Source organism: Halopseudomonas xiamenensis (assembly GCF_014219065.1).
GTDB lineage: Bacteria > Pseudomonadota > Gammaproteobacteria > Pseudomonadales > Pseudomonadaceae > Halopseudomonas > Halopseudomonas xiamenensis.
Genome location: NZ_JACLGO010000023.1, coordinates 42087 through 64105, shown reverse-complemented (window position 1 = coordinate 64105; position 22019 = coordinate 42087). Strand labels below are relative to the sequence as shown.

At 53.3% G+C, this 22019-nt stretch carries 16 protein-coding genes; 4 read left to right on the top strand and 12 right to left on the bottom strand.

The genetic code is table 11. The features are described 5' to 3' along the window. Nucleotides 1–30: 30 nt before the first annotated feature. The 6 genes from H6X51_RS14820 to H6X51_RS14795 all read right to left on the bottom strand — a co-directional run bounded on the left by H6X51_RS14820 (nt 31) and on the right by H6X51_RS14795 (nt 8663). Complete coding sequence (locus H6X51_RS14820; protein WP_036988909.1) at nt 31–3234, bottom strand: efflux RND transporter permease subunit; 3204 nt, start codon at nt 3232–3234, stop codon at nt 31–33. A gap of 14 nt (nt 3235–3248) precedes the next feature. After that, nucleotides 3249–4451, bottom strand: a complete 1203-nt coding sequence (locus H6X51_RS14815) for an efflux RND transporter periplasmic adaptor subunit (protein ID WP_036988910.1) — start codon at nt 4449–4451, stop codon at nt 3249–3251. Beyond that, entirely contained in the window at nt 4451–5698 is a 1248-nt protein-coding gene (locus H6X51_RS14810; RefSeq protein ID WP_074777391.1) for a TolC family protein, read from the bottom strand. The genes H6X51_RS14815 and H6X51_RS14810 overlap by 1 nt, the downstream gene beginning before the upstream one ends. A 204-nt stretch (nt 5699–5902) precedes the next feature. Continuing rightward, the gene (locus H6X51_RS14805; protein WP_074777393.1) at nt 5903–7300 is read right to left on the bottom strand and encodes a heavy metal sensor histidine kinase; all 1398 of its coding nucleotides are present in this window, start codon (nt 7298–7300) and stop codon (nt 5903–5905) included. Beyond that, nucleotides 7297–7971, bottom strand: a complete 675-nt coding sequence (locus tag H6X51_RS14800) for a heavy metal response regulator transcription factor (RefSeq protein ID WP_036988912.1) — start codon at nt 7969–7971, stop codon at nt 7297–7299. Before H6X51_RS14800 ends, H6X51_RS14805 begins: the two co-directional genes overlap by 4 nt. Before the next feature lie 458 nt (nt 7972–8429). Further along, a complete protein-coding gene (locus tag H6X51_RS14795) occupies nt 8430–8663 on the bottom strand; it encodes a hypothetical protein (protein ID WP_185268253.1) in 234 nt (77 codons plus the stop codon). Nucleotides 8664–8889: 226 nt separating this feature from the next. On the opposite strand from H6X51_RS14795, the gene H6X51_RS14790 reads away from it, so the two are divergent. Next, nucleotides 8890–9216 (top strand): DUF2790 domain-containing protein, encoded by a 327-nt coding sequence (locus H6X51_RS14790; protein ID WP_036990110.1) that lies wholly within the window; start codon nt 8890–8892, stop codon nt 9214–9216. Nucleotides 9217–9395: 179 nt separating this feature from the next. Next, a complete protein-coding gene (locus H6X51_RS14785) occupies nt 9396–9839 on the top strand; it encodes a cytochrome c (protein WP_036988916.1) in 444 nt (147 codons plus the stop codon). A 64-nt stretch (nt 9840–9903) separates the two neighbouring features. Here H6X51_RS14785 and H6X51_RS14780 read toward each other — a convergent pair whose 3' ends face one another. Genes H6X51_RS14780 through H6X51_RS14765 form a run of 4 tightly spaced genes read right to left on the bottom strand, consistent with a single transcriptional unit; the run spans nt 9904 to nt 16098 of the window. Beyond that, nucleotides 9904–10248: a copper-binding protein gene (locus H6X51_RS14780; RefSeq protein ID WP_036988919.1), complete on the bottom strand. Its 345-nt coding sequence runs from the start codon at nt 10246–10248 to the stop codon at nt 9904–9906. After that, nucleotides 10248–13406 (bottom strand): efflux RND transporter permease subunit, encoded by a 3159-nt coding sequence (locus H6X51_RS14775; protein WP_185268252.1) that lies wholly within the window; start codon nt 13404–13406, stop codon nt 10248–10250. The genes H6X51_RS14780 and H6X51_RS14775 overlap by 1 nt, the downstream gene beginning before the upstream one ends. Then, nucleotides 13403–14848 carry an efflux RND transporter periplasmic adaptor subunit gene (locus tag H6X51_RS14770; RefSeq protein ID WP_036988922.1) on the bottom strand — a complete coding sequence of 482 codons (1446 nt, stop codon included), beginning with the start codon at nt 14846–14848 and terminating at the stop codon, nt 13403–13405. Before H6X51_RS14770 ends, H6X51_RS14775 begins: the two co-directional genes overlap by 4 nt. Beyond that, nucleotides 14845–16098 (bottom strand): TolC family protein, encoded by a 1254-nt coding sequence (locus H6X51_RS14765; RefSeq protein WP_185268251.1) that lies wholly within the window; start codon nt 16096–16098, stop codon nt 14845–14847. The genes H6X51_RS14770 and H6X51_RS14765 overlap by 4 nt, the downstream gene beginning before the upstream one ends. A gap of 731 nt (nt 16099–16829) precedes the next feature. Here H6X51_RS14765 and H6X51_RS14760 point away from each other — a divergent pair. Then, nucleotides 16830–17159: a four-helix bundle copper-binding protein gene (locus tag H6X51_RS14760; protein ID WP_185268264.1), complete on the top strand. Its 330-nt coding sequence runs from the start codon at nt 16830–16832 to the stop codon at nt 17157–17159. A 52-nt stretch (nt 17160–17211) separates the two neighbouring features. Here H6X51_RS14760 and H6X51_RS14755 read toward each other — a convergent pair whose 3' ends face one another. Both H6X51_RS14755 and H6X51_RS14750 read right to left on the bottom strand, forming a co-directional pair. Further along, nucleotides 17212–18618, bottom strand: coding sequence for an Imm58 family immunity protein (locus tag H6X51_RS14755; RefSeq protein ID WP_185268250.1), 1407 nt, complete (start codon nt 18616–18618; stop codon nt 17212–17214). Between the two features lie 3 nt (nt 18619–18621). Next, the gene (locus H6X51_RS14750; RefSeq protein ID WP_185268249.1) at nt 18622–19305 is read right to left on the bottom strand and encodes a heavy metal response regulator transcription factor; all 684 of its coding nucleotides are present in this window, start codon (nt 19303–19305) and stop codon (nt 18622–18624) included. Nucleotides 19306–19611: 306 nt separating this feature from the next. On the opposite strand from H6X51_RS14750, the gene H6X51_RS14745 reads away from it, so the two are divergent. After that, on the top strand, nt 19612–21936 hold the full coding sequence (locus H6X51_RS14745) for a heavy metal translocating P-type ATPase (RefSeq protein ID WP_185268248.1): 2325 nt from the start codon (nt 19612–19614) through the stop codon (nt 21934–21936). Nucleotides 21937–22019: the final 83 nt, after the last annotated feature.

Below are 22019 nucleotides of genomic sequence, written 5' to 3'. Positions count from 1 at the left end.
GTGCTTGCATGGTTTGGCTTAACTTGGCCTTCACACCTTACTGTGCTTCGGCTTTAACGCTAATGCGGCGAAAGTAGGAAGCACCAGTAAAGTGAGCGCCGTGGCAGTTATAAGTCCACCAATTACAACCGTAGCAAGAGGCTTTTGCACCTCTGCGCCAGCACCGGTAGCGATCGCCATCGGAATAAAGCCGACAATCGCGACCAGCGCAGTAGTCAGGACGGCACGTAGGCGGCTGGCGGCACCAGCTGCAGCCGCTTTGAGGGGCGACTGACCTGCATTCCGTTGTTCGCGGATGGCTTGCATTAGCACCAAGCCGTTAAGGGTTGCGACCCCAGAGACCGCGATGAAACCGACCGCTGCGGATACTGAAAAAGGCATTCCACGGACCAACAATGCCAGCGCTCCCCCAACTAAAGCCAAGGGAACACAGACGAACACCATGGCCGCTTCCTTGGCACTGCCCAACGCCATAAATAGCAGAATGCCAATGAGTAGGAAGACAAACGGGACTACCACCATAAGCCGCTGTTCGGCACGCTGCAAATTCTCAAACTGACCGCCCCAATCGAGATAGATACCAGGTGGAAGATTGACGTTGGCTACCGATGTTTGTGCTTCAGCTACAAAACCACCTAGATCTCGACCACGAACGTTAGCTTGCACCACCATTCGGCGACTGCCATTTTCACGGCTAATCTGGTTCAGACCTTCGCTTATCTGGATACGAGCGACTGAAGATAGGGGGATGGTGCCCCCTGCCGGTGTTGTTATAGGCAAAGCGGCTAAACTGACCGGATCGTTGCGGGAATCTTCATCGAGACGAACCACCACATCGAAGCGTCTATCACCTTCAAAAATGCGCCCTGCGGCCATACCGCCAATTCCGACGGCCACTGCTTCGCTGATATCAGCGGCAGCAAGGCCATAAGCCGCTGCTGCTGATCGATCAATCTGCACGGTGAGACTCGGTAATCCTGAGACCTGTTCGACGCGTACGTCCGCTGCTCCATCTACTTGACGCAAACGGCCCGCTACCTGATCTGCTACATCCTGCAAAACGTCAAAATTATCGCCAAAGACCATCACGGCTAGATCTGTACGCACACCTGAAATAAGTTCGTTGAACCGTAGCTCGATTGGTTGGCTGAACTCGAAGGCATTGCCGATTTGTTCACCAGCGATGTTATCAAGGCGCGTAATAAGATCCTCCTTGTTCAGTGATGGATCGGGCCAATCACTTCTCGGTTTGAGCATTATTACAGCGTCGGAGATATTGGGTGGCATGGGGTCTACTGCCGCCTCCGCAGTGCCGGTGCGGGAAAAGATAGTGCGCACTTCAGGCTGGGCAATTATCGCTCGCTCGAGCGCCATCTGCATGGTTAATGATTGGTCCAAGGAAGTGGATGGAACCCGCAGAGCCTGCATGGCGATATCCCCTTCGTCTAAAGTCGGTGTAAATTCCCGCCCGAGAGACTGGAATGCTCCTGCCCCGACGGCTAAGGCCAGCAGTGCCGACCCAAGCACAAGCACGGGTCGAGAGACAGCTGCATATATTGCAGGCTCGATGAAGCGCCGTGCGTAGCGAATCAAGCGAGTTTCATGCTCGCCTTCCGTTGCTTCGAGAGCGATTTTGGGCTCGCGGACGAAGAGGGCAGCCATAGCAGGTACTAATGTGAAAGAAAGAATAAATGCACCGGCAAGCGCCAACATAAAGGTGGCGGCCATGGGTTGAAAGGTTTTTCCTTCAACGCCTTCCAGAGTCAAGATCGGCGCGAACACCAGTAGGATGATGACCTGACCAAATGCAGCAGGCTTTACCATCCGACGAGCGGCTTGCACGGCTACGCCTAAGCGCTCACCAGCAGTCAATGAGCGGCCCAATTCCTTGCGTCGCTGACTGAGCATCAACAAGGTCGCTTCGATTACGATGACTGCACCATCGACCAGAATGCCGAAGTCAAGGGCACCAAGGCTCATCAAGTTACCACTGATACCGAACCGGTTCATGCCGATAACTGCAAACAGAAAGGAAAGAGGGATCACCAGAGCAGTAATCGCTGCTGCTCGGAAATTCCCAAGCAACAGGAACAGCACTACGATCACTAGCAACGCACCTTCTGTTAGATTACTGGCTACGGTACCGATCGTTGCGTTGACTAAAACGCTGCGGTCGAGCACCGGCTCGACGACAATGCTTGGCGGCAGAGACTTGCTGACCTGAGCTAAGCGCGTAGCCGCCGCTTGGGCAGCCGTGCGGCTATTACCTCCGGCGGTCATTAACGCGGTGCCAAGCACGGCTTCGTGGCCGTCGCGCGTGGCGGCACCCAAGCGTGGTGCCTGTCCAATCTCAACTGTCGCCACGTCAGCAACGCGTACGACCAAGCCTGCACGGTTGGCCACCGGGGCTTGCGCCAAATCCTCTACTGTCTCGGCAAGCGCATCGGCGCGTACGACCAGGCCTTCCCCGCTACGCTCTATGAAACCCGCTCCGGCTTGAACGTTCGTACGTTCCAGCGCTTGAACCAGATCCCCCAGCCCCAATCCGTAAGCAGCAAGACGTGCGGGATCGGGCCGCACTGCATATTCTTTTACATAACCGCCGGTCGTGTCGATGCCCGCTAAGCCGGGTGTGGAGCGCATTTGTGGCGCGATGATCCAGTCTTGAACCGTACGTAGATAAGTCGCACGTTGTTGGGGCGTGGTTAACCATTCTCCTTCAGGTGTAAGATAAACCTCACCGGATTGCCATCCGGGCTGACCAGGTTCACCGAGGCCAGCGTCGTCGTAAGCAACGTAATCAACCGTCCACATCAAAACCTCACCAAGCCCTGTGGTGACCGGAGACATCATCGGTACTGCACCTTCAGGGAGGTCTTCCTCCACTTCGCGCATCCGTTCCGCCACTTGCTGACGAGCAAAATAAATATCTGTCTGGTCAGTGAACACGGCTGTGATTTGCGAAAAGCCGTTGCGCGAAATCGAACGCGTATTGGTCAAACCGGGGATTCCGGCTAACGATGTTTCCAGAGGGTAAGTTACCTGACGTTCGATCTGGTCAGGTACAAGTGCTGGCGCCACCGTGTTGATCTGTACCTGTCGGTTGGTGATATCTGGTACAGCATCGATTGGCAATTGCTTTAATTCAAATAGTCCATAAGCGCACATCGCTGTGGCGGCGAGCACTATGAACCAACGGAAGCGTACTGAGGCTTCGATAATGAGCTTAAACATTGGATGAGTTTTCCTCAGTGGCTGTGTTCAGCCTCGCCCTTGGCGAGTTCTGCTTTAAGAAGAAAGGCGTTGGCTCCGGCGATGCGCTCGGAACCGGACAGCCCACTGAGAATCTCGATGTTACCGCCAGTCCGACGGCCGGCAAGCACCGGTATAGCTTTGAATCCACCGTCAATGGCGACGAAGACAACTGAGCGACCATCCACTGTTTGTACTGCGTCAGCGGGAACTCTCAGGCCAGCCTCGGAGCTATTGGTCACGATAATGCCTGACACGGGGGAACCAGCGGGCGGTAAAGTGCCCGAAACCGGGCGTGCGCGAATGAGTGTGGCGCTACCTTGCTGCCGGAAATTAGCCGCTACGCCAATCGCCACTGCTTCAAAGTTGCCGGTTGGCCCCGACACCTCAATACTATTCCCTGGCTCGATTTGAGCAGACAGTGCCGGTGGCGCAGTAAAGACAATTTCTGTTTTCTTGGGATCGGAAACATCAGCAATACTTGCGCCTGAAGCGACGAATCCACCAGGCATTACCTCGATTGCACCCACAACGCCTGCTATCGGGCTGCTGATTGCAATTCGTCCTTCGGTATCGGGGGAGCCGATTGCCTTGGTCTGGGCTCGCGCGGCCCTGTAAGCCGCATCGGCGGCTAACGAGCGAGCGCGAGACGCTTCCAGTTCTCGTCGGGCAACGACACCCTGTTCGACCAGATTCTGGTCACGCTGATATTCAAGGCGAGCCGCATCGGCTTCGGCGGACGCGGCGTCAGCGTTTGCTCGCATAAGGGCCGCTTCGCCACTAATTACGAAAGCGATCGGCTGCCCTGCGTGCACCTTCTCACCGGGAGCAATCAGTACGCTGTCGATTCGTCCGCCTACCATGGTGGTGATCTCGGTGCGGGCGCCCATGGTGGATTCTATCCGTCCGGCGACACGGATCTCATTACCGCTACCGCGGCCAACCGCGACGATATTGATACCGGATGCCTTGATCTGTCCTGCCGTCAGGGTGATAACACCTTCAAGGGGTTCGTCAACGTGATCCTCATTATCACTATGGCCATCTTCATCGTCATGTCCGTGCTCATCATCGTCGATGCCTGCATGAGCGAGTGACGCTGAGGGTTTATCAACGCCAGGATAAACTTGGGCAAGACCAAAGCCGATTATCACTGCAACAAGGAGGGCGGGCATAAAAAAGAATTTATTACTCTTCATTAGAATGTTTCCACAAAGGGGGCACGACCAACCAGTCGTGCCAAAGCTATTTCTGCAAGCGCGCGCGCTAGTCGCGCATCTACGGCGTTATTGCCTGCTGCGATAAGCGCCGCCCGGGAGCTTCTCAGTTCCAGTTGTGATATACGTCCAGCATCGAACCCAATGCGAGCCAGTCGATATGCTTCTTCCGCTGCGACTTCGCCAGCATCTGCAGCGGCGGTTCGGCTGATGGAAGCATCCAGACTAGATTGAGCCGCCCTGCGCTCGGCTTGGGCGGCCCATTCTTGGCTGGTTAATCTTGCTTCCGCAGCCCTTTGTTCGGCACGTGCTGCGCTAATAGCGCCAGTATTTCTATCAAACAAAGGGAGCGTGACACTGACTCCGAATGCGAGTGCCTCAGCGCGATACTCCTCAAAACGTCGTACACCAAATGCGGCTGTTACGTCCGGACGGGCTCGAAGCCGCTCCACATTGACTTGACGTTCTGCTGCATCAAGCTCCGCTTTCGCAACCTTTACGGCGGGGAGCTCCCGGGGCTCCGAAGTGATAGACTGAGGAACGCGATTTAAAAGGTCGTCGCCAATAGAGGTGATCGGCTCGGCCAGCATTGACAGTGCCGAAAGGCGCCCGAAGGCCGCTTCACGGTTGGCGCGTGCCACGTCCACATTTGCGCGGGCAGCCTCCACTTCGCTCTCGGCTTGAACGCCTCGTAGCGCGGCTTCTCTGCCTTTATCGATCAGTGCTAATACCGCCTCAGCATCTGCTTGGGTCAACGATAAAGCTTGTGCAGCCAAGTCGTAACGCAACGAAGCAGCTTCAGCTTCTGCGTAGGCCTGGGCTAGGTTTGCGGAAAGAACCCAGCGCATTTGGTCTCGGCGTATACCTGTCACCTCAACTTGGGCTTGTGCCGCATCTATGCGAGCACCCCGCTGTCCCCATAGCTCCAATGGTTGGCTGATCGAGAAGGTAGTGTCGGCGGCATCGTACCCGTTAAAAGGCCCGCTTCCATAGGCGTTCTCGGCCTCCAGAGATATGGTTGGATTTGGCCGAGCGTGTGCCTGAAGCGCCCGCCCCTCGGCAGCCTCATGAGCCGCCATGCTTTCAATTGACAGAGGGTTCTGGTCAAGTTTTTCAAGCAGGGCCTCATAAGTAGGGGCTGGCTCTGCGAGAGCGGAAGGAGCCAATGTAAACGCCGCAGCTGCGGTAAAGCCAACCAAGAATAAGGGGCGGCTAAATATCAAAGACATATGAGCCTCTCGAGGCTAGTAGTTGAAGGATGCTCGTGGTGTAGCCAACGAGTATTAAATAAAATATGGATGCAAGTATATCTTCAGCTAATAAACAGAGGTTTTAATTTTCTAATTCAAAATAATAATAATGATTTCGGCGGACGCTTTCTCGGGATAAGTGTACAAAAACAATCCATAAAGATTGCAGCTTGGGCAGATGCGTCAGTCATGATTTATTTTCCGAAACGTTAATGTAAACTTTGTAGGGCCCTGAATATCTGATTCAACTGTTACAGTCCCGTGGTGGAACTCCATAATTGTACGAACCATGGCCAAGCCAAGACCTATTCCGCCTTCAGCACGGGAGCGACCGCTATCAACACGATAAAAACGTTCGAATATTTTGTGTAAGTGTTGAGTGGGTATGCCTGGGCCACTGTTGCTTATAGATAGAAATGCTTGGTTGCTCTGGCTTATTATTTCTATAGGTACAGAACTATCTACGGGAGCGTGTCTTATAGCGTTCGATAATAGGTTGGAGATGGCTCTCTGTATCATGAGCTTATCACCCAGAATAAAATCGTCTCCCACCACTGACAGTCTCACTCTCTTTTCTTCCGCGATAGCGTTGAATAGGTTAACAATGTGGTTGGCTTCTTTGTTTAGTGATAGGCTTTCAGAGGCAGCGCTATCTGCTTGAGTTGTTTGTGCAAGATAAAGCATGTCTGAGACAATACGAGACACACGTTCAAGCTCTTCAACACAAGACTCTAGTGTTTCTTTATACTGATCGGAGGTTCTGTTTTTCGATAGTGCCACTTGCGCTTTTCCCATGAGGTTTGTTATGGGTGAACGCAACTCATGGGCTAAGTTATCGGAAAAGTCCGCTAGCTGCTTCACTCCATCTTCGAGCCGCTCCAGCATGAGGTTCACGCTATCGGCAAGCTCGTTAAGCTCGAACGGGAGGTCCTGGCATTCAATCCTTCCTTTTAGCTCACTTGTAGTAACAGCAGATGTTAAGCTTCTAAATGTGTTTAGAGGAGCCAGTCCGCGCTTCGCGATCCACCATGCACCCATCCCGATAATGATTAGGAAAATTGGTATAGCTATTAAAGTTGATTTTCGGTACGCAGCGAGCAAATAAAGATCTTCTGCACGATCGCTGATTAGAATCAACCGTATTGCTTCTCCGCTTACAGGAATTCGTATGCTGGTATGTGCAACTAAAGAGTTTACTCCGGATTTATCGAAGTGTTTTTGGTAAAAATCTGAGTTCTTGTTGCATGATATAGTGTTTTCTATCGCTGCGGGTATTAAACCAACAGTAAATATCGGGCTACCGGACAGCTCAGCATTACAGACCATTAAACTCATATCTGTATGCCCAGAAATCAGGTCATCCACCATGTGTGGATCGATTTCATCGATCGACGCTGGGCCAGCTTCTAATACACTGTGCTCTATTTGTCCAAGTTTTTGTGCCAGCTTGGACTCGGCAATTACTTCTAATTGAGTGCGTAAAGTAAACCAAGACTGGCTGAAAATAAGAACGACTAATGCCGATCCCATTATACTGACGGAGAGCCCTATACGTAGTGACAGGCTGAGCGGCTTACTCATCCTCTGTCCTCAAGAACATATCCAACCCCACGTAAAGTATGAATAAGCTTCTTATCGAAGGGTTCATCAATTTTTGCACGAAGCCTGCGAATGAATACATCCACCACATTCGTATCACAATCAAAATTTATGTCCCAGACCAAGGATGTTATTTGAGTGCGGGTCATAACAACGCCTGGGTTACGCATCAGCAGTTGCAGTAGAGAAAATTCCTTTCCAGTCAGGTCGATACGTGAACCGGCTCGATATGCGCGATGGCCGATGTGGTCAAGCGTCAGATCAGCAACAATTAAAGCATCGTTCTCAATTATTTTTTCACTTCTTCTTAAGAGGGATCTAATTCTTGCAAGTAGCTCTGGAAATTCGAAAGGCTTTACAAGGTAGTCATCGGCACCTAAGTCGAGACCTTTTACTTTGCTTGTAAGCCTTCCGCTAGCAGTTAACATCATCACACGGGCGTCGCTTGTTCGGCGTATTTCTTTTAATACAGACCATCCATCTGCACCGGGCAAATTGACATCCAAAATAACCAGGTTGAAATCATGGTTTTTAAATATGTGAAGGCCGTCAATACCATTCAAGGCCACTTCAACGGTGTAGCCACTTTCGCTTAGCCCTTGGTAGAGATATTCCGCTGTTTTAACCTCGTCTTCAATAATCAGGACTCTCATCAGTATACCTTGGTTATGGTTTCAGTCATGCCGCGCAATCTAACAGTTTGAGTTTTCTTTTGATTTCCATGTTTTCTATAGCTTCTCGCATTTATTCTTCGCTACATCTCGGCTATGGGTAGGCACACTGAGCTTCGCAGTAATTACCCATTATGCACGCGAGGGCTGACGGTAAAGTTAACGTTAAATTACGATTTTGTCATTTTTGGGCGGGCAGCAGCATCAGTGCTCGCACGAGAGGTGGCGGAGCGGTGCGGGATCTCGGCGCCGACAGGGAATTAGTTGATGGGAATGCTTATTTGTCCAAGAGGGTAATGATGTGCTTTTCCATCAGCGTAAAGGCGATCAAGCCAGGCATCGGCGTGTTACGGGGCTGGGTTTGAGCGTAAAATCGCCCAGCTAGTGAATACAAAACACTGGCTGGGCTGAGATCCTCGGGGTGGTACAGCGCGTATTTGTCACTTTTTATCATTTGTTGAGACTGGTTCTTGTTTTTTAGTCTGATTTACCTGTTTTTCATTCTCTTGTTCTTGTTCTTGTTCTTGTTCTTGTTCTGCTTCTCTTCGCTCTTTATTTTGTTCACGCAGTTTCTCCACCATCTCCCTATAGCGCATGCTTCCATCCTCTGCATGTACCGTAGCGGCGAAGTTGAGAGCGAAAATGAGAGTAAAAATAGTGACGATAGTTTTCATAGATATACCTTAGGCTATAGGTCAGGCGGGCATACTAATCATAAATTGAGAAACCTGAACGCAAGATGACGGCTAAATTACAATTATGTAATAATTGCGACTTATTGATGCTGGCACATTCAAAGCATATGGAAGATTGCAATTTTGTAATGTGTCTTTCATTCTAATGACAGGTTCGTATGGCATCATTTATCCCACTAAATTTAAACGTGACGGGGTCATAGGAATGAAAAATAAGATTGCCGCTATTTCTATTATGTTTTTTTCTTCTCTAGTGATGGCGGAGGGGATTATTGATCCTGTTTATGGTGAAATGATAAGAAAAAATGAGATGAAATGGCGCGAATATGCCTTGTCAATTGGTAAAAATCCACCGGTAACAGAGCATTACCAATACGGAATGAAGCTTGACGTAGAGAAGGTGCTACACCTCACCTCGAGAAATATAGGTTGTGGTGTGATGCCAGCGCAGATGGCATATAAAGATTCTAGTGGCGAGTTGCGCATTCTGGAGTATCGTACCTCTGGTACGTTATGTCCAGGCAATAATTGAGGGCTTGGTTCTTTGTTTGGGTGCTGATTAATTTAAGTAATAAGCGGTCTGACACTACAAAGGACTGCTTGATGAGCCTGATAGCAGGGACTAAGGTGTGATTGCAGTAATATCTGATCCTCCGTTCCATGTCAAAGAGACCTAACATAATGATAAATCGATCACGCCTGAAGAAATCAATGTTCTTCATTTTTTTTTGCGTAAGCTCTCTGAGCACAACTGTTAGCGCACAGGAAGATATAGGCTCTGAACTCCCTATAGATGTGCGCGTACTTTTGATACAGGAAATGATAGCCATTCTAGGTTCTACGCAAACCATTACCGACGCCATGGTGAGGGGAGAAGATGAGGTTGTCGCTCGGGAGGCCCAGCAAATTCACGACAGCTTTATTCTTGCGCAAGAGCTGACAGAAGAGCAGCAGCAAGCGTTGATCAGCACTGCGTCAGACGAGTTTTTAAGAAAGGATGAAGCACTTCATAAAATGAGCGCGACGCTGGCCGAAGCGGCACGTGTGGGGAACAAAGCCGAGCAACGCGAGATATTTTCGCAGATGTTAAACGCGTGTGTTGCATGCCATACCGACCACGCCGCCAAGCGTTTCCCTGCTTTTCACCAGGAATAACTGATTCGTCACAACGAGGCGGTTGAAATCGCGGCCGCCATCAATGACGGCCGCTTTTTCTCGCTTACATTTTATCTTTACTGATTATGGTCGAATGCATGCCGCTGGATGTGAATTCGAACTCGATCACATCGCCTTCCTTCAGGTCTTGCATTAGATCAGGCGAAGCTTTGAAGCTCATGGTCATCGACGGCCAGCCCAAGGATTCAACGGGATCATGGGCGATCACCATCATTCCGCTTTCCAGATTAATCTTTTTAACCGTGCCGGTGGCAATTGCGGTTTCTGCGGGTGCTCTTTGACTCATCGCGTTATGATTCATGTGATTGTTATGTCCTGGTTGCTCCGCAGCTGTGGCAGCAACAGGCGTTAACAATAGCATCGCGATACTTGCAGATATGAGTCTCATCAATTTTCTCCAATTTTAGTCGGTTGTGTTGTTAAGCGTCGTGAGCGCTTGCGGTGCATTAACAAATAAGCCGCCGGCAGTACAAACAGGGACAGCAGGGGCGCGGTGATCATCCCTCCTACCATCGGGGCGGCAATACGGCTCATGATTTCGCTACCGGTGCCGCTGCCCAGCAGGATGGGCAATAATCCCGCGATAATGACCGCAACTGTCATGGCCTTCGGGCGTACCCGTTGTACGGCCCCTTCATGAATGGCATCCAGTAGATCGGCTTCGCCCTGTGCGCCTTTTTCCTGTCTTTCAACCCAGGCGTTCTTCAGATAAAGGAGCATGATCACGCCGAATTCTGCTGACACGCCCGCCAGGGCGATAAAGCCGACGCCAGCGGAAATGGAAAAGTGATAATCCAGAAGGTACAGGAACCAGACGCCACCGGTGAGAGCGAAAGGCAAGGTCACCATGATCAGCATTGCTTCGCCAATACGTGAAAATATCAGGTAGAGCAGTACAAAGATGATCAGCATCGTGGCGGGTACCACCAGCTTCAGCTTGGCATTGGCCCGCTCCATGAATTCAAATTGGCCCGAGTAGTTGATACTCATGCCGGCTCCGAGCTCGACACTCTCGTTGATCCTGTCTTTCAGGTCGCTGACCACTGCAGCCATGTCCCGACCGCGCGCGTCAATGTAAACCACACCTGATAATCTGGCGTTTTCACTGTTGAGCATCGGCGGCCCATCAACCACCTGGATGTTGGCAACGGTGCCCAGGGTGATCTGCGCGCCTTGGGGCGTGAATATCGGGAGCTCACGCAAGGTGCTGATTGAGTCGCGCCATTCGCGCCCGTAACGGAGGTTGATGGGGTATCTGGCGAGCCCTTCGACGGTTTGACTAATAGTTTCCCCACCGATAGCGCCTGCGACTATGGCCTGCACGTCAGCGATATTCAGGCCGTAACGTGCAGCCGCCTGCCGATCAATATCCACATCGATGTAGCGTCCACCGGTCAGTCTTTCCGCCAACGACAGGGTGACACCCGGTATCGTTTTGGCTATGTCCTCAATTGCCTGGGTGGTTTTTTCAATCTGCGCCAGATCAGTGCCATACACTTTTACGCCTATCGGGCTTTTGATACCCGTTGCGAGCATGTCGATGCGGTTACGTATCGGTGGTATCCAGAGGTTAGCCAGGCCGGGTACCTGTACTGCCTGATCCAGCTCCTCCACCAGCTTTTCAGAGGTCATGCCTGGCCGCCATTCGTCCCTGGGCTTGAACTGGATAGTTGTTTCAAACATTTCCAGCGGCGCCGGGTCGGTGGCTGAGTCGGCGCGGCCGGCTTTGCCGAATACCCGCGCCACTTCCGGGACTGTTTTGATCAGCCGGTTCGTCTGCTGCAATAGCTCCGATGCTTTGGCTGCGGATAATCCGGGAAGCGCCGTAGGCATGTACAGCAGGTCGCCTTCGTCCATGCGTGGCAGGAACTCGCCGCCCAGCTGAGACGCAGGCCATAAACCAGTCAGAAAGACCAGAACGGCGACCCCCAGGGTTGTTTTTGGCCAGCGTAGCACTGCGTCGAGCACGGGCTCATATACCTTGATGAGGCCGCGATTAAGCGGGTTACGGTGTTCGTCGGGGATTTTCCCGCGAATCCAGTAGCCCATCAGCACCGGCACCAGGGTGACCGATAGGCCCGCCGCCGCTGCCATGGCATAGGTCTTGGTGAAAGCCAGCGGGCCAAATAACCGACCTTCCTGAGCTTCGAGGGTAAACACCGGGATGAACGAAAGCGTAATGATCAGCAGACAGAAAAACAGCGCTGGCCCAACCTCGACGGCCGCCTCGGTGATCACCTTCCAGTGCGCCTCGCCTTTCAAGGTGGCGTCAGGATGTTTTCGGTGCCAGCTTTCGATATGTTTGTGTGCGTTCTCAACCATTACGATGGCCGCATCCACCATGGCGCCAATCGCAATGGCGATGCCGCCCAAGGACATGATGTTGGCGTTGATGCCCTGGCGCTGCATGATGATAAAAGCAATCAGGATGCCGATGGGCAAGGAAACAATCGCCACCAGGGATGATCGCAAATGCCACAAGAAAAGCGCACATACCAGTGCCACGATGATGAATTCTAGAATGAGTTTGGAGCTGAGGTTTTTGACCGCACTATCAATCAGCTTACTGCGGTCATAGGTCGTGACGATTTCGACCCCCTCAGGGAGGCTGGCCTTAAGCTCATCCAGTTTGTTCTGGACTGCGGCGATGGTTTCCCGTGCGTTCTTGCCGCTACGCAGGATAACCACCCCTCCCACCACCTCACCTTCACCATCGAGCTCGGCTATACCACGACGCATCTCCGGGCCGAGCTGGATATGTGCTACGTCCCCCAGGGTTACCGGGACGCCGCTGTCGAGACGCAGGGGGATGGCGCGAAAGTCATCCAGGGTTTGCAGATATCCCGTCGCACGCACCATGAACTCGGTTTCCGCCAGTTCAAGCACACTGCCGCCTGTCTCCCGGTTGGCCTCATCAATCGCCTGGGCGATCTGCTGCTGAGTCACCCCTCTGCTGGCCATGCGCACCGGATCCAGCACCACCTGGTACTGTTTGACCATTCCGCCTATGGGAGCCACTTCCGCCACATTGGGTAACGTTTTGAGCTCGTAGCGCAGAAACCAGTCCTGCAGCGATCGCAACTGGGCGAGATCATGATTTCCCGTGCGGTCTACCAGCGCATACTGGTAAATCCAGCCCACCCCGGTAGCGTCAGGCCCCAGAGCGGGCTTGGCGGTAGCAGGCAGGCGGCTTTGCACCTGACTCAGATACTCCAGCACCCGTGAGCGAGCCCAATAGAGATCAGTGCCGTCCTCGAACAGGACGTAAACGAAGCTATCGCCGAAGAACGAGTAGCCACGAACAGTCTTGGCCCCCGGCACGGACAACATGGTTGTCGTCAGCGGGTAGGTCACCTGATTTTCGACAATTTGTGGCGCCTGCCCCGGAAAGGGCGTACGGATGATGACCTGAACATCGGACAGGTCAGGCAGCGCATCCATTGCAGTATTCTTGACCGACCACACGCCCCAGGCCACTGCAAACAAGGTGGCCAGCAGAATCAAGAAACGGTTGGCTACCGACCACCGGATAATGACAGCAATCATTCTGGGGCCTCCAGTGTTTCGATGTGTTCAATGATCAGTCCCTCGTCGCTCTCGCGTACGGCAACACGAACCCGACTGCCCACTTGCACGCCTGCAAGCAGGGATGGGTCCGCGACCGGAAAAGCCATAGTCATCCCGGGCATATGCAGTGTTTTGAACGGCCCATGCGACAGGCCCACCATGCCATCTTCCAGGCCGACGATTGTGCCTTCGGCCTCATGCAGGACTGGCCCATGAGCATGATCAACATCTTCCAGAGTTTGCGCTGTCAAACCGCGCAGGCTTGCCTCGGAGTCCAGCAGAAACTGGCCAGAGGCGACGATTGTCTGGCCAGCCTCCAGGCCGTCGAGTATCTCGGTCTTGTCGCCGAACTCGCGCCCGGTACGCACCTCGATGGGGCGGTAACGTCCCTCTGCTTCCGCCAGCATGACCAAGGCACGCCGACCGGTGCGAATAACCGCTTCCGCAGGAACGACCAGCGCATGCTCTATGCTCCGGTTCAGTGTCACTTCGGCGGTCATGCCCGGGCGAAGTCGTTGCTCGGGATTGGGCAGCTCAGCACGAACGCGCACCGTTCTGCTGTCCAGATTGGCCTGCGACAACAGCGCCTGAATGGTTGCCTCAAGCGGTTCGCCTGCAAAGGCGGGCAGGTGCACGGTGATGCTTTGTCCCGGAGCCAGGTTTGTAACCTGCGCCTCGGGTACCGCAATTTCCAGCCAGACGGTGTCCAGCCCATTGACGCTGGCCAAAGAGTCACCCGCTTGCACGGTCATCCCCTGGCGCACATCCAGTGTCTTCACTGTCCCGCCTATTGGGCTTGTTACTGTCCAGACCGGGTGTGCTTTATGACTTCTTTCCAGTTGGCCGATTGTTTCTGTCGGCATGCCCGTAAGCCGTAACCTTTGTTTCGCGGCTGCGAGCAGCTGTGCATCGCCTACCTTACTGATAGCCAGGTACTCTTCCTGAGCCGCTGCCCAGGCAGGCACGAAGATATCCACCAGGGGGGCGCCTTTGGCGATGACATCCTCTGGGGCAAGGTCGTAAACGCGCTCGACAAAGCCACTGCTGCGTGCCTGCACTATCGCCACATCCCTGTCATTGAACGCCAATGTGGCTGCTGCCCTGAATGACTGGTTCATCGACTCACGCTGTACAGTGGCCAGTCGCATACCGAGGTTCTGCGTGATACCTGGATCAATGCTCATGGTTGCACCATTACCGGCTTCGTCTGCATATCGAGGCACGAGATCCATGTCCATAAAAGGGGATTTGCCGGGCTTATCGAACTTGTGTTGCGGCATCATCGGGTCGTACCAGTACAGCACCTCCTTGTCTGCCATTTCAGAAGCAAAGCCTGCTGCAGGCAGGCCGGCCATAGTTGCGACCAGGATGATCAGGGAAGAGCTGAGACTGAAAGCAATGCGCTTAAATGGGGTGGTCATGGTTGGGTATCTCCAGAGGCGAAGTGCAGACGAGCGTTGCTGAGCGATCTGTCGCGCGCTGTATCCACGCGGCGCAGACGTGTGTCGACCAGTTGGCGTCGTGCATCGATCACCGAGGTAAGCTCACCGGTACCGGCGCTGTAGTCAGCCAGAGAAAGGCGAACCTTCTCCTCGGCCAAAGGTAATAACGTCTGATCAAGGCGCGCCAGAGCGCGGTCGAGGCGCTGGTACTCAGCCAGATCGGCGGCAAGTTGCTGGGTGTGTATACGGAGGGCTACTTCACGTTCCGCCTCTAACTGGCTGAGTTTTGCGCGCTCGGCCGCAATTTTGGGGGTCTGACGGGAGCCGGTGAAAATAGGCAGGTCAAAGCTGACGCTGATATTCACCATGTCGCTGAACTCATTGCCGCGGCGAAGATAATCGACGCCCCAGCTCCAATCCGGCGTTTTCTCGGCGATAGCCTGGCGCACCTTGGCCTCTGCTTCGCGTGTCATAGGTTCGTAGGCAAGTAAGGCAGGGCGGCGTTGCAGGTTCTGCTGATACGACGCCGGATCAGCTCGCCATTCGGGCCAGTCGCCGGTAAGACTCTGGCTTGCAGCATCACCTATCCAACGCCGGAGCTCGGCTCGCGCAATTGTCCGCATGGTTAACAGCTCATCCTCTTTTTCGGCGAGCAAGGCGGCCTCTTGCTGAGGCAGGACGCTATCTGCTGTCTGGCCTGCCCCTCCGGCAATACGCGCTTTGATAGCTTGCGAGAAAAGCTGATTCTCATGGTAAAAACCCTTGAAAAGAGTCAGCTTTTGCTCGATTGCGAAGGCGGCAAGCCATGCTTCGGCAGTTTCCTGGCGGATATTTAAAAGCTCCGCAAACTGCTGGACACCACGGGCCTCGATGCCGGCTTGTGCTGCTTCAGTTCGCGCCCGTCTTTTGGCACGGTTTGGAACCTCTTGCATCACTCCGATCATCTGCATGGTCATGGCGTCCCTGTCTGCCCGCCAGCGTGACTCGCCTTCGATAGGCACACTTTGCAACCCGAGCGTCAGTTTCGGGTCGGGGAGTTCGCCAGCAAAGACCGCCGAGCTTTGCGCAGCTTGCACATCTGCTGCCCTGGCCTCCAGCGAAGGAGCCGTCTGTTCGGCTAACTGCAAAGCTTGTTCCAGCGTTAATGCCGCCGCGAATGTTGGGTATAACAGCACACCCGCGATCAAGGTTACCGCGCAGAGCGGAGCCCTAGGTTTATTAGATCTCATGTTAAATTCCTGATCATCCATGCGAGCCAAAGGCGCGCAGTAACCAGCCCGGGGTATTAAATCCAGGCTGAGACTTGAATCAGATCAGTTGTGTACGGGGTGGATGCCAGACGCTGTCTGGGCTTCGAGCGAGGAGTGAGCGGACGTATGGAATAGGTATGGGCTTTGCCAAGGGGATCGCCTGTGCTTTTCCCGCAAGGACTTGAAGAAGGCTAGCTAGGTTGCATTGGTGTTCTGCTTTGCAGACGGGGGGCTTGTCCTGCTGCGCCTGCGCGCCATGACATTCAGATTCACCATCAAGCGTGGCGTGATGCATTGACGGCCATGTTGACATATACAGTTGCGCGATCCCATTAATGGGAAACGTAAGCGCTAATAGCAGGAGCAAGAGTCGCATAATCGCCTTCATAGCTAATCCATAAGCAGCTAAACCACGATGTAACCTTCCTATGGTTCTTGCCGTATTTACACAGAGTATATGGAAAATAACCTGACTTGAGCCTGACCTGAAAATGACATTTATGTCAGAGATCGGGGTTGGGCCATCCGTCACTACAAAACGCACCGAGATACTTCTGAAATAAAAGCGAAGGGTTATGTTCCTTACAGAATTGTAATGAAGATCGCCTGAACGGGGTCAGTTCATGTCGGTCGTATTTCATGTGGGCGACTCTTGAAGGAGCTCTCAAGCAACTATGTTTAACGATGAAACAACGATTCCGGAGAACGCAATGACTAATTCCATGTACCAGTCTTGTATCCAGGCATGTTGGGCATGTGCTCAGGCATGTGAAATGTGCGCTTCCGCATGCTTGCGTGAGGAAGACGTGAAAGCGATGGCTCGTTGCATTGAGCTTGATCGGGACTGCGCAGATATTTGTTCGCTGGCGGCCGTATTAATGAGCCGTGATAGTGAGCTGGCCAAGGAGTTTTGTGCGCTGTGTGCGAAGGTGTGCCGGGCCTGTGCAGAGGAATGCGGGAAACATCAGATGGAGCACTGTCAGCGGTGCGCCGAAGCTTGCAGAAAATGTGCAGAAGAATGCGAGCGGATGGCAGCGTAATTCCTGGCCGCTGCCCTGTGGTTGCCGAGCTCCAGGGCAGCAATGTCGTCATCTACTCCATTTTTAGAGGTAATTGAACCTCAAACGTGGTTGCCTCCGTTGTGGAGAACGCTCTGATCTTCCCGCCGTGCGCTTCGATAATCGATTTAGTGATGGCCAGGCCAAGCCCCGCACCTTCGCTGCTTCGTTGGCGGGATGCATCAAGCCGGTAGAATCGTTCAAAAATATGATTCAAATGCTCTTCAGGTATAGGTGGGCCGGGGTTCTTTATGCGGATTCTTACGCTATCGGAGTGCGCTTTAAGGGTGGTCATCACGCTCTCACCCTCCGGAGTATGCCGGATTGCATTGGACAGCAGATTACTCAATGCACGACGGATCATCAGTTGATCGCCAAGCACATGAACCGGCTCTCCGGCATTCTCCAGCAGAACCTGCCGCTCTTCTGCCCAAGCGCTGAAGTAATCGAAAAGGTTTCTCAGCTCTGATTGGAGATCGATATCGACCAATTCCGGCTTAAGCAACTGATTATCAGCCTGAGCCAGGAAAAGCATGTCACCGACCATCTTGGCCATGCGGTCATATTCTTCGAGGTTGGAATACAGCACTTCCCGGTACTGCTCCACGCTGCGAGCCTGGGTCAGCGCTACCTCAGTCTGGGTGCGCAGATTGGTAATAGGAGTCCGTAGCTCGTGGGCGATGTCTCCGGAAAAGTCCGAGAGGCGTCGAAATACATCCTCAAGTCGGCCAATCATGTCGTTGAAGGACACCGTCAGCTCTACCAGCTCGGCAGGCACGGATTGCGGTTCAAGACGAATATGCAGCTGATCAGATCTGATGCGTCTCATCTCCCTACTGATACGTCGAATAGGAGCGTGCCCCTGATAAACGGCGAACCAGGTTGCCAGCAGGGCTATCAAGCACGCAAAAAGGGTGACAATCCGGAGGTAGCTTCGAAAACTGTCCAGATAATGCAGATGAAAGTCGATACCCGTGGCTACCGCGAGCCTGAGCCTGGAGGCGTCTTCAAGCCGGCCTGATTCGAGCCACAAGACCGCACCACGGAACGCTTCCTGGTGATCATTCCAGCTCTCAACCGTATCGATAGTGATGTTTTCTACGGGCCGGGCAGTTCGGGCGAAGGTGTCCAGATTGAAACCCGGTGTCGAGTAGATCAATGACCCACTCTCGGTCCTGATCTGGTATTGGGCGTTACGATGGCCTGTTACCACGCTAGCGAGACGCTGATGCAGCTCGTCGGCGGGTATATCGGCCGGTACGGTCGCGAGGAGGTATTGCAACGCCTGAACTACTGAGTTGAGCTCATCCACATCCTGCTGGACGAAATGATTATTGATAGAGCGCTCCATCATCCAGCCAAAGGTGAGGAGAACAGCGGTTATCACAGCGCCAATGGAGACGGTGAGTCTAACGACCAGAGATAGCGGGCGTCTTTTCATGGGCTAACCTGGCTGTGTCACGTCAAGCATATAACCCATGCCGCGTACGGTATGAATCAGCTTTGGTTCAAAATCATCATCGATCTTCGCGCGCAGCCGCCGGATAGCAACATCGATGACATTGGTGTCACTGTCAAAATTCATGTCCCACACCTGGGAAGCGATCAATGAGCGTGGTAACACTTCCCCTTGGCGCCGCACAAGGAGTTCAAGCAGGGCGAACTCCTTGTTGGTCAAGTTGATCCTCACGCCATGTCGCTGTGCGCGACGGCGAGGTATATCCAGCACCAGGTCAGCCACCTGGAGTTGATCCTGAAAAACCGGCGCAGCACCGCGCCGTAACAATGTACGTACTCGTGCCAGCAGCTCCGAAAAAGCAAAAGGCTTGACCAGATAGTCGTCCGCTCCCAATTCCAGACCCTTGACCCGGTCTTCTACACTGTCCCTTGCGGTGAGAAATAATACAGGCGTGGTAGATCTGGCCTCTCTCAATGACTGCACGATTCGCCAACCATCCACATCAGGTAGCATCACATCAAGGACAATCAAGTCATACGAGCCGGTAAGCGCTAGATGGTGACCATCGAGCCCAGTACGGGCGAGATCTACCACAAAGCCGGATTCCATGAGGCCCTGCCGGATATAATCCCCAGTTTTTACTTCATCTTCTACGATGAGAATCTTCATCGTTTCACTCCATTTTACAGTTCAGCTCACGAAAGCCAGCTCATGTCATTATCTATTTTAAAAACTGAATCTTCCCGCAACATGACCTGGACATTACAAATATGTAATGTTGACGGAGTGAAACCAAACTATTTCGATGAGAAAATATTTTTTTCACCGCATGACAAAAATGTAATGTATTCGAGAGCAACCTGGTCATCTTTAGCTAATAAACTTATGGCATCATGATTCATGTAATCCCCTACCTATAAGAAGCCGATTAAACGCGGCGCACATTGCCTGCCTATTTGAAAAAGGTGCTAATCCATGGCGCACATTAATTCTGAGTCTCACTGTCATCACCATACACCCCCGAGCACGGGTTTAGAGCTTACAGACCCGGTCTGCGGCATGCGTGTAACGGCAGACTCTACCCACCATGTTGAGCATGCGGGTAAAACTCACTATTTCTGCAGCACCAAGTGCATGGATAGATTCGAGCATGATCCTGAGAAGTTTCTATCGCCAGCCTCAGAGCCACCTCCGGAAGCGGCCAAAGGCACAATCTATACCTGCCCGATGCATCCGGAAATACGGCAGGATCATGCCGGCATCTGCCCAAAATGCGGCATGGCACTTGAACCCCTGATGCCCAGTCTGGAAGATGACAATCCCGAGCTGGACGATTTTTCCAGGCGATTCTGGTGGACATTGCCTTTTACCGTCATTGTCACGGTGCTTGCCATGTTTGGGCCACAGCTTGGCTGGTTCGAGATGGCGACGCAAACGTGGATAGAGCTTGTACTGTCGCTTCCCGTGGTGCTGTGGGCCGGACAGCCGTTCTTCGTACGGGGTTGGCAATCAGTGGTCAACCGCAGTCCCAACATGTGGACGCTCATCGGCTTGGGTACCGGTGCCGCCTTCGTCTACAGCACGCTGGCAACCGTAGCTCCCGGTATATTTCCGGAAACATTCATGTCCATGGGGCGTGTGGCGGTTTATTTCGAAGCCGCAGTGGTGATCATTTCCCTTACGCTGTTTGGTCAGGTGCTGGAGCTTCGCGCGCGTTCCCAGACATCCGCTGCCGTCCGGTCATTGCTCGGTCTGGCGCCCAAGACGGCCCGCCGTATCAATGCAGACGGAACAGAAGAAGATGTACCGCTGACGCATGTGCATGAAGGTGATCGTTTACGCGTACGTCCCGGTGAGAAAGTTCCTGTCGATGGCATTGTTGAAGAGGGTGCAAGTTCTCTCGATGAATCCATGTTGACTGGTGAATCGTTACCCATCAGCAAGCGCCCGGGTGACAAGGTCATAGGGGCAACGATGAACACCTCTGGTGCACTTGTGATCCGGGCGGAGAAAGTCGGCTCGGCCACTGTGTTGTCACAAATTGTCCAGTTGGTGGCTCAGGCCCAACGCTCTCGGGCGCCGATGCAACGGATGGCTGATTTGGTGGCGGGTTACTTTGTCATGGCGGTGGTAGCCATCGCCATCCTCACCTTGGTCGTGTGGGGCATGTTCGGCCCGCAGCCAAGCTGGGTCTATGGCCTGATCAATGCGGTCGCTGTTCTGATCATCGCTTGCCCTTGTGCGCTGGGGCTCGCAACGCCCATGTCAGTCATGGTTGCTACCGGACGAGGCGCAACCCAGGGTGTTCTGTTTCGTGATGCAGCAGCAATAGAAAATCTGCGCAAAGTCGATACGCTCATCGTAGACAAGACCGGCACCTTGACAGAAGGCCGACCCGCATTCGATCAGGCTGTTTCCGCTGGCGAGTTGGACGCCGATGAAATCTTGCGCCTGGCTGCCAGCCTCGATCAAGGCAGCGAGCATCCGTTGGCTGACGCTATTGTCAGCGCTGCGCGCGAACGTAATTTGGTGCTCAGCCCAGTGGACGACTTTGACTCGGGTAGCGGCATAGGCGTACGGGGCAAGGTTGAAGGCAAAACACTGCTGTTGGGCAACACTGCGTTCATGCAGCAGGATAACGTCAATGTTGATGGCCTGGCTGCCACCGCTGAGGGATGGAGGACAAAGGGTGCGAGTGTGATGTACCTGGCGGTTGACGGCACACTGGTCGGCCTACTCGCCGTTTCCGACCCCATCAAGAAGAGCACCCCAGAAGCGGTACAGGCGCTCAAGGCCGCAGGAATCAGGGTCATCATGGCCACCGGTGACGGTATCTCAACGGCCAAAGCGGTCGCCGCCCAGTTAGGCATTGATGAAATACATGGTGAAGTGAAGCCGGCCGATAAACTGGAGCTGGTGGACAAGCTGCAGTCCGAAGGTTGCATCGTTGCGATGGCGGGCGACGGCATCAACGATGCCCCGGCACTGGCCAAGGCGAATGTCGGTATCGCTATGGGAACCGGGACGGACGTAGCGATGAACAGTGCGCAAGTCACCTTGGTAAAAGGAGACCTGCGGGGTATCTCGATTGCCCGGGATCTGTCAAACAAGACTGTTCTTAATATGAAGCAGAACCTGGGTTTTGCGTTTATTTATAATGCGCTAGGCGTTCCGCTGGCCGCTGGCGTTCTGTACCCGTTTGCCGGGCTGCTTCTGTCACCGATGTTTGCAGCCCTGGCGATGAGTCTGAGTTCAGCGTCCGTTGTATTCAACTCACTGCGGCTTCGCGGTTCGGTTTAAGCTGGATACGTCGAAGACATAACGAAAAATGGCGAGTCTCTACTCGCCATTTTTCTTCGGTTTTCTAGCTATAAGAAAGTACC